Source organism: Nitrincola schmidtii (assembly GCF_008973715.1).
Classification (GTDB): Bacteria; Pseudomonadota; Gammaproteobacteria; order Pseudomonadales; family Balneatricaceae; genus Nitrincola; species Nitrincola schmidtii.
On the sequence record NZ_WBOL01000024.1, the window covers coordinates 1 to 7,364 of the forward strand.

Annotated in this window: 7 protein-coding genes; 6 read left to right on the forward strand and 1 reads right to left on the reverse strand. The window is 42.6% G+C overall.

Annotated elements, in window-relative coordinates; translation table 11 throughout:
* Positions 1–519 precede the first annotated feature (519 nt).
* From F7R24_RS14410 to tnpC, 6 genes are all read left to right on the forward strand, one after another.
* Positions 520–1,485: an NAD-dependent epimerase gene (locus F7R24_RS14410; RefSeq protein WP_151671965.1), complete on the forward strand. Its 966-nt coding sequence runs from the start codon at positions 520–522 to the stop codon at positions 1,483–1,485.
* Positions 1,486–1,488: 3 nt separating this feature from the next.
* On the forward strand, positions 1,489–2,742 hold the full coding sequence (locus tag F7R24_RS14415; RefSeq protein WP_151671966.1) for an O-antigen ligase family protein: 1,254 nt from the start codon (positions 1,489–1,491) through the stop codon (positions 2,740–2,742).
* Positions 2,739–3,575, forward strand: coding sequence for a hypothetical protein (locus F7R24_RS14420; protein ID WP_151671967.1), 837 nt, complete (start codon positions 2,739–2,741; stop codon positions 3,573–3,575). The genes F7R24_RS14415 and F7R24_RS14420 overlap by 4 nt, the downstream gene beginning before the upstream one ends.
* A 211-nt stretch (positions 3,576–3,786) precedes the next feature.
* Complete coding sequence (tnpA, locus tag F7R24_RS14425) at positions 3,787–4,095, forward strand: IS66 family insertion sequence element accessory protein TnpA (protein WP_151671968.1); 309 nt, start codon at positions 3,787–3,789, stop codon at positions 4,093–4,095.
* Positions 4,095–4,463, forward strand: coding sequence for an IS66 family insertion sequence element accessory protein TnpB (tnpB, locus tag F7R24_RS14430; RefSeq protein ID WP_151671969.1), 369 nt, complete (start codon positions 4,095–4,097; stop codon positions 4,461–4,463). The genes tnpA and tnpB overlap by 1 nt, the downstream gene beginning before the upstream one ends.
* Before the next feature lie 44 nt (positions 4,464–4,507).
* Positions 4,508–6,160 (forward strand): IS66 family transposase, encoded by a 1,653-nt coding sequence (gene tnpC, locus F7R24_RS14435; protein ID WP_151671970.1) that lies wholly within the window; start codon positions 4,508–4,510, stop codon positions 6,158–6,160.
* 2 nt (positions 6,161–6,162) lie between these two features.
* Here tnpC and F7R24_RS14440 read toward each other — a convergent pair whose 3' ends face one another.
* Complete coding sequence (locus F7R24_RS14440) at positions 6,163–7,059, reverse strand: glycosyltransferase family 2 protein (protein ID WP_151671971.1); 897 nt, start codon at positions 7,057–7,059, stop codon at positions 6,163–6,165.
* Positions 7,060–7,364: the final 305 nt, after the last annotated feature.

Genomic DNA, 7,364 nt, shown 5'->3' on the forward strand with positions numbered 1-7,364 from the left:
TAATAATCTGTTGCCAGATGTGTCGCTTGGTTTGGTTGCTCATACCGACCTCCATCGATTAAAAGTGATGGAGATAGTGTGTCGCGGTTACATCTTAAATTATAGGTGCTGTTTTATGGGCGCTTACTGCTCAGCGGCTCTTTGTATAATTTCTTGTATTTCACTGGTGACTTGCGCAACCAAGCGGGTATCTTTACGTTCTGCATGAGTAGGCATAATCTTACCTGTAATATTCATATTTTCTATGTTGCCATAGTGGCGTGCAGTGAGATGTATTTCAAGTTTTAGAACTAGGGTCGGAGTAATAATTCATGAAGAAAAGTTGTCATCTGAGATCCTTAACTCTATCCTATTGCAACTTAATCAAGCGATGGCGCAACTTGACTGTGAGTTAGCTCGTAATTAAGCCGTTTCTGGTTTTAAGTCTTCGTCGCGTATTGTGAATTGGCCGGTTAGGGAGCCGGTTGAGAGTCAATCAGCAAGATGGAAGTAAATTAATTTTAGTTTGTAAGGCTTAGTATGAAATTTCTTGTCACCGGTGTAGCCGGATTTATTGGCTCAGAGGTGGCTCTGAAGATACTTTCAGCGGGGCATGAGGTTGTCGGTATTGATAACCTAAATGCTTATTATGATCCAGCACTGAAGCTGTACAGACTCGAAAAATTAAAACCTTACGAGCGCTTTGTCTTCAAGCAACTGGATTTGGCCGATCGTGAGGCAATGGCTGAACTGTTTGCGCTGGAATCCTTTCAACGTGTGATTCACTTAGGTGCACAAGCCGGTGTTAGGCACTCTATTCATGCTCCTTTTGATTATATCGATAGTAACCTAACCGGTATGATGACCATCCTAGAAGGGTGTCGTCACCATAAGGTTGAGCATTTAGTTTACGCTTCTTCCAGCTCTATCTATGGACTGAACAGTAAGATTCCTTTCCATGAGTCTGATCAGGTCGATCAGCCCATCTCGCTTTATGCCGCGACCAAAAAATCCAATGAATTGATGGCGCACTCTTATGCGCATTTGTATCGCTTGCCAGTAACCGGTCTGCGCTTCTTTACTGTTTATGGGCCTGCTGGTAGACCTGATATGGCCCCTTGGTTGTTCACGGAAGCGATTTTAAAGGGTGAACCTATCAAGGTGTTTAACCACGGTAAATTAAAAAGGGACTTTACCTATATAGACGATATCGTAGAGGGTGTAGTTCGGATACAAGACGCACCACCTGTTCAGGAAACGCCATATCAACTTTTTAATATTGGTAATAATCACCCCATTGAGTTGAGCCGTTTTATAGCTGCTATTGAGTCTGCTTGTGGTAAACAGGCCGAGAAGGTTTATCTAGAAATGCAACCGGGTGATGTTGAGATCACCTATGCCAATACTCATGCTCTAGAGAACGCCGTTGGATATAAGCCTTCAACTAGCATAGAAGAGGGTATGGAAAAGTTTGTCAGTTGGTATCGGTGTTACAAAGAGACTTAAATAATGGAATTATTGAAGAGAGTATTTGGATACCAATCTGATTTTTATAAGTATTTAAACAGCGTTTTGATAGTACTTTTATTATCTATGCTGGTTGTGAGTAACGCAAGCCAAGTCAGAAACTTGTTGGCGTTAGTTGCAGTTATTTATTGTGTGGTATTTATTCGAAAAATCACCTTTAAATGTGCTGGGCATTCTTGGTGGATATATGCTGTTGCATTTTTTGGTTTTTATCATATGTTGCATATATTTTTTCTAGGTGATCCGTCAGCACATATATCTGGCTATGTTAAGTTTTTATTAATGCCCGTTTTCTTTGTTTATCTTTTTAATACTGGTTTTGATTCAAAGGCTATCTTTGTTGGTGCTACGATAGGTGGTTTTTTGTCGCTCTATTACGGTGTTCCAGAGGTCATAAATACTCATTCAAGCCATAGGCTGAGTATTGGTCATAATCCTATTGTTTTGGCAACCTTGTTGCTTGTTTATGTTGTCATTTATTTAGAGTTGATATTTTCTAGTAAATATATTGTCATTAAAGCTATTGCTGTTGCTTTAATTTTTGGTTTAATTTATTTAATTGTGAATACTGGTGTGAGAGGTGCTTACATATCCTTATTGTTTTTGCTTGCTATCTTCTCCGTTAGATTGATTCTACATTTAAGTTTTCATAAAAAAATCCTAGCGGTTGCTCTATTACTTATTTTATCGAGTGTTGGGTTGTACTGGGCAAGCTCGCAGCCCGCTGTTCAGGCTAGATATCAGGCCACTGTTTTGGAAGTTGAGCGCATTCAGCAAGGTGACTACGTAAGATCTAGATCAATATGGGCAAGATTTAATGCCTGGCAAGTAGCATTTGCTATGATTCACGAACGTCCACTTTTGGGTTATGGAGAGACACGCAGTGCATTACTTGAGCATTCTGAACGCATAGTGGAAGAGCGCCAAATCACCTATAACTACTTTAAAAGGCTGCCGCATGCTCACAATGAATTTTTGCAAGTTTGGTTAGAGTACGGTGTTTTTGCATTACTTGGTTTGTTATTAATATTTTTCGCACTGGTTTACCGCCCACCTATAGGGTCTGAATGGCTGCTTTACAGCTTCTTAATAGTCTTTATTTTACTTAGTATGACAGACTCAACTTTCAAAAATAATATACTGGTCACAGCCTTTTTTGTTGTCGGAAGTATTTTAAGGTTATGGCGTGATCCAAATATAGGTAATGGGATAAAAGAAGGGCAGCAAACTTCATGAATGCTTATTTTCTATGGTTAGGGAGTCCTTTGCCCTTTGTTGCAAGGCTTTCAGTTATGTCGGCATTACATCATGGTTTTGATGTTACGTTATTTACTGATAGGCCTCAAAAGCTAGATGAAAGAATTAAGCAGGTTGCTTACACAGATATTTTAAGTGAAATTTCTCTAGCCGACGTTCGACAGTCAGGAAAACCATGCTATGCAGGTTTTTCAGATCTGTTCAGATATAAATTACTTAAAGAAAACACCGGTTGGTGGTTCGATTGCGACACTGTTATTCTAAAAAATGTTGATCAGTTTTCGATGTTAGTGATTGATAAAGATGTTGCCGTGGGTTTTGAATCAGAAAATGGTTTAAATGGCGCGGTACTCTATTGTAATAGCTCTAATGATGCACAGCGATTGTACAGGGATGCTATTAAGCTTGCTGAGAATGATTTTCCATGGGGTGCAATCGGACCCGATCTAATCACAAAACATTACTTGCAAAATGATCAATCAAATATTCTTAAGGTCGAAAAAAATATTTTTTATCCACTATCCTATCGTGAGTTTGATAAAGCTTATCGTAAAGAGCAACTAGGTCATTTAACTGAACAGGTTGAAGATAGTTTCTGTTTAACCCTTTGGTCAAGCTTTTTACGTCAAAGTGGGCTAGCTTACATGGCTCCGCCTACTGGAAGTTTTTTACATCAGTTATCCAGTGAGTTGTGTGTTAGCTTCGAAAACACTGATGATAGCTGCGTTGATCAACAAATGCGGTTGTGGAAAGCATCACGAGATATGCAAAATAAGCGTGTACTGTTTAAGCGACTTTTGAGTATAGGTTAGAGTTTGATCTTTTCATAAAAGCGTAACCATTTACGGGCGCCTTCAATATCCCCTTTGACAAACCTAGTCATGATCAATCTTTTAAGGCCCTTAAGGTCTGAAAGATTAAGTTGTTGTTGAGTCTTCCGTAAGCGCCAAAGAATCAGCACCTACAATTTAGAATGTAACCGCTTCAAACTAACTCCATCAAATTCAATGTATGGAGTTCAAAATGACCAACCAAAAACGCCAAGACAACTGGCAGCAGATTATTACCCAGTGGCAGCAATCTGATCTTTCAGGTGCTGCTTTTTGTCGGCAGCAGTCCGTATCGTATCATCAGTTTTCCTATTGGCGACAAAAGCTGACAGATGACCAGATCGGTGAGTTAAAACAGCCCACAGGATTTACACGCGTCACACAGGTCAAAGAATCAATTACAGCCAGTGAACTTGTATTGACCTTGCCAGGTGGCTTTAGCATCACCGGACTGCAGGCCAACAACATCCATCTGCTGGGTGCTATTTTGAGGCAGTTGTGATGAAAGGTCGATTCCTGCGTCCTTCCTATGCGTTGCCTGAGATCTATCTGTATCGCGTACCGATCGACTTTCGCAAACAAGCCAATGGACTGGCACTGCTCGTGGAACACGAGTTGGGACACAGCCCTTTTAGTGGGGCACTTTATGCGTTCACCAACAGGCAGCGTAATAAGATCAAGTGCCTGATGTGGGAAGGCAACGGTTTTATCCTGTATTACAAAGCATTGGCTGAAGAGAAATTCAAATGGCCAAGCCCATCTGATGAGCTAATGTCCCTGACGGGCGAACAAATAAACTGGCTGTTAGATGGCTATGATATTACCCTGCTGAAGGGTCATAAAACTCTGCATTATGAGGCCGTTGGGTAAGTTTTTTACGTGCCATAACAAGCTGTTTTTGCTATACTTTGTGCATGAAAAAACCACCTGCAAACCCTGTCATAACCCCTGATTTTAGTGGCCTTTCGGCCACCGAATTACTGTCTGTGGTTGCCGGGCTTCAGCAGCAGTTGGTTGAAAAAGAAACTGAAATCCAGAAGCGCAATGATGCGCTCGAACAGCGTAATCAAACCGTCAAGCAACGTGATCAGTATATTCAGCTGCTTGAAGAACTCCTGCGCTGGAAACGCATCCAGCAGTTCGCTGCCAGTAGCGAGAAGTCGGCTCATCAACACCACTTATTCGATGAGGCTGAACTTGAAGCCGAGATCGATGCACGGCGTGACCAATTACCAGACGACATGGAAGAAGCCGATGCACCGCGTGAAAAACGTAAAGCACGTCACCGGGGCTTCTCTGAACATCTACTGCGTGAACGTGTCGAACTGACACTGACCGATGCAGAGAAAGCCGGTGCCAGCAAAGTGTTCTTTACCAAGGTAAAGGAAGAGCTACAGTTTATTCCAGCTCAACTGAAGGTACTTGAAATCTGGCAGGAAAAAGCCGTCTTCATTGAGCAGGGTGAAGAGCGTATTGTGGCCGCTCAACGCCCAGTACACCCCTTAGGTAAGTGTATTGCTACTTCGTCATTGCTGGCCTACATCATCACTGCAAAATATGCGGATGGCTTACCCTTGTATCGGTTAGAAAACATCTTTAAGCGTCATGGGCACGAGATCAGCCGTACCAATATGGCTCATTGGGTGATCCGCTTAGAGCAGGTGTTCAAACCACTGATCAATCTGATGCGAGAAGTACAAAACAGCAGCGACTACTTACAAGCGGATGAAACGCGGATACAAGTGCTCAAAGAAGACGGTAAAACAGCCCAATCGGATAAATGGATGTGGGTGACACGCGGAGGGCCACCGGACCATCCCTCGGTCTTGTTCGAATACGATCCCTCCCGTGCTGGCAATGTACCCGTACGTCTATTAGATGACTTTAGCGGCATCTTACAGGCTGATGGCTATTCCGGTTATGGCCGTGTCTGTACTGAAAACAACATCACCCGCATTGGTTGCTGGGACCATGCCCGCCGCAAGTTCGTCGAGGCATCAAAAGCCGCTAAGCCCAAAGGTAAGGCCAAACAGGCTAAGCTCTCTAAAGCTGACATGGCACTGAGTTATATCAACAAGCTCTATGTCATCGAACGAGAGATAAAAGACTTGAGTGTGGCTGAGCGTTACCGCATCCGTCAGGAGTTGAGCCTGGCAAAGCTGAATGAGCTTAAGGCCTGGTTGGAAGCCAACGTCACACGCGTGCTAAAAGACTCCCTGACTCGCAAGGCGATGGAGTATACGCTTAACCAGTGGCCAACCCTTGTGGGTTACTGCGAACGTGGCGATCTACAGATCAGTAATGTCTTGGCTGAAAATGCCATCCGTCCCTTCGCTTTAGGCCGAAAAGCGTGGTTGTTTGCCGAAACCCCTCAAGGGGCACGTGCCAGTGCAACCTGTTACTCATTAATAGAAACGGCTAAGGCGAATCAGCTCGAACCGGCTGCTTATATCCAGCATGTCCTGGAACATATCACTGAAGCTGAGACAGTAGAAGCGTTAGAGCAACTGCTGCCATGGAATGTATCGACGGATAAAACTCCGAAAAAAGTGGCGCAATACGATTAGAGTCAAGGTGCGGATTTAGCGGCGCTTACAGTCTTCCATCGCTCAGAAAAAACTGAGTAAAGATTTGCTAATTCTGGCTTTTTTAACAGTAGTCTCGCAATGCTGTAGAGTTGGTAGTAACAAACATACTTCCGGATCATCTTGATCGATTTTTCATCATAACCTGCCTCGGTCAATTCCTTGACCATTCTAATTCCTTGATCAAATATTGAATTTAATTTTGCTTCGTTAAAGTTTCCTGTTAGTGACGCCACATGCTGTCGATAGAAGCATAATTTTTGCTGCAAAATACAGATTTTATTTGCCTTCATTGAAAGAATGGGGGTGCAGTAAAGATCTTCTGCAAAGGTAATCATGGGGAAGTCAAATCCATCAAAAAGTGAGCGTTGATAAAGCTTTCCCCAGCTAAAGATGCTGATTTTTTTATTTAGAATACCTTTAGCTGCTGAGGGTTGTATTACCTTTGCTGGTTTTAATGCTTGTATTGTCAAGCTAAGCGAAGCGTCTTTAGCAACATTCAGATGTTTATGCCCAACGATATCGGCTTTTTCTTTAACGGCAATCTGGTGTAATTTTTCGAGCGTTTCTTGATGAATTAAATCATCACTGTCTAGAAAGTAGATATAGCTTCCGCTACTGCATGTTACGCCTTGCTCCCTCGCCTTAGTAATCCCTCTATTTTCTTGGTGCACCACCCGCACCCGTATATCCTGTTCAGCAAACTCATCCAAAATCGCTGCCGAACCATCCGTTGACCCATCATTCACACAGATTATTTCAATATCTTTATAGGTCTGCTGCTGCACACTGATTAGGCAGTCACGCAGATACCGTTCTGAATTGTAGATCGGAATAATGACGGAGATTAGTTGGGGGTCAGATACCGTCTTGAACGTCAAGCTTTAACCCTTGTCTGATTCACAATTCCACTTACAAAAAGGTCAGCTTTCAGCTGGCCTTTTCTCGTTTTCAAGTTCACCCTCATGCTTTCTAAAGAGCATACCCCTAAAATTATCTGACCGTCTACCACATGGATTTGGAAGACGAGCTTACACGGAGGAATCAACAGCGATTCAGATGGATTCAGAGGTATCCATGACCCTGCAATACCGTTTGAAACTTCAAGCCTTAACAGCTTTATTTTCATCAAAAGGTAGGTTGCTTTTTAATACACCGTAGATGATATGAATGAGCTTGCGCATCG

What these genes read in the sequence shown, in the direction of transcription:
- F7R24_RS14415 (WP_151671966.1), top strand. Translation starts at nt 1,489, where the DNA reads ATGGAATTATTGAAGAGAGTATTTGGATACCAATCTGATTTTTATAAG.
- tnpB (WP_151671969.1), top strand. Translation starts at nt 4,095, where the DNA reads ATGAAAGGTCGATTCCTGCGTCCTTCCTATGCGTTGCCTGAGATCTAT.
- F7R24_RS14410 (WP_151671965.1), top strand. Translation starts at nt 520, where the DNA reads ATGAAATTTCTTGTCACCGGTGTAGCCGGATTTATTGGCTCAGAGGTG.
- tnpA (WP_151671968.1), top strand. Translation starts at nt 3,787, where the DNA reads ATGACCAACCAAAAACGCCAAGACAACTGGCAGCAGATTATTACCCAG.
- tnpC (WP_151671970.1), top strand. Translation starts at nt 4,508, where the DNA reads ATGAAAAAACCACCTGCAAACCCTGTCATAACCCCTGATTTTAGTGGC.
- F7R24_RS14420 (WP_151671967.1), top strand. Translation starts at nt 2,739, where the DNA reads ATGAATGCTTATTTTCTATGGTTAGGGAGTCCTTTGCCCTTTGTTGCA.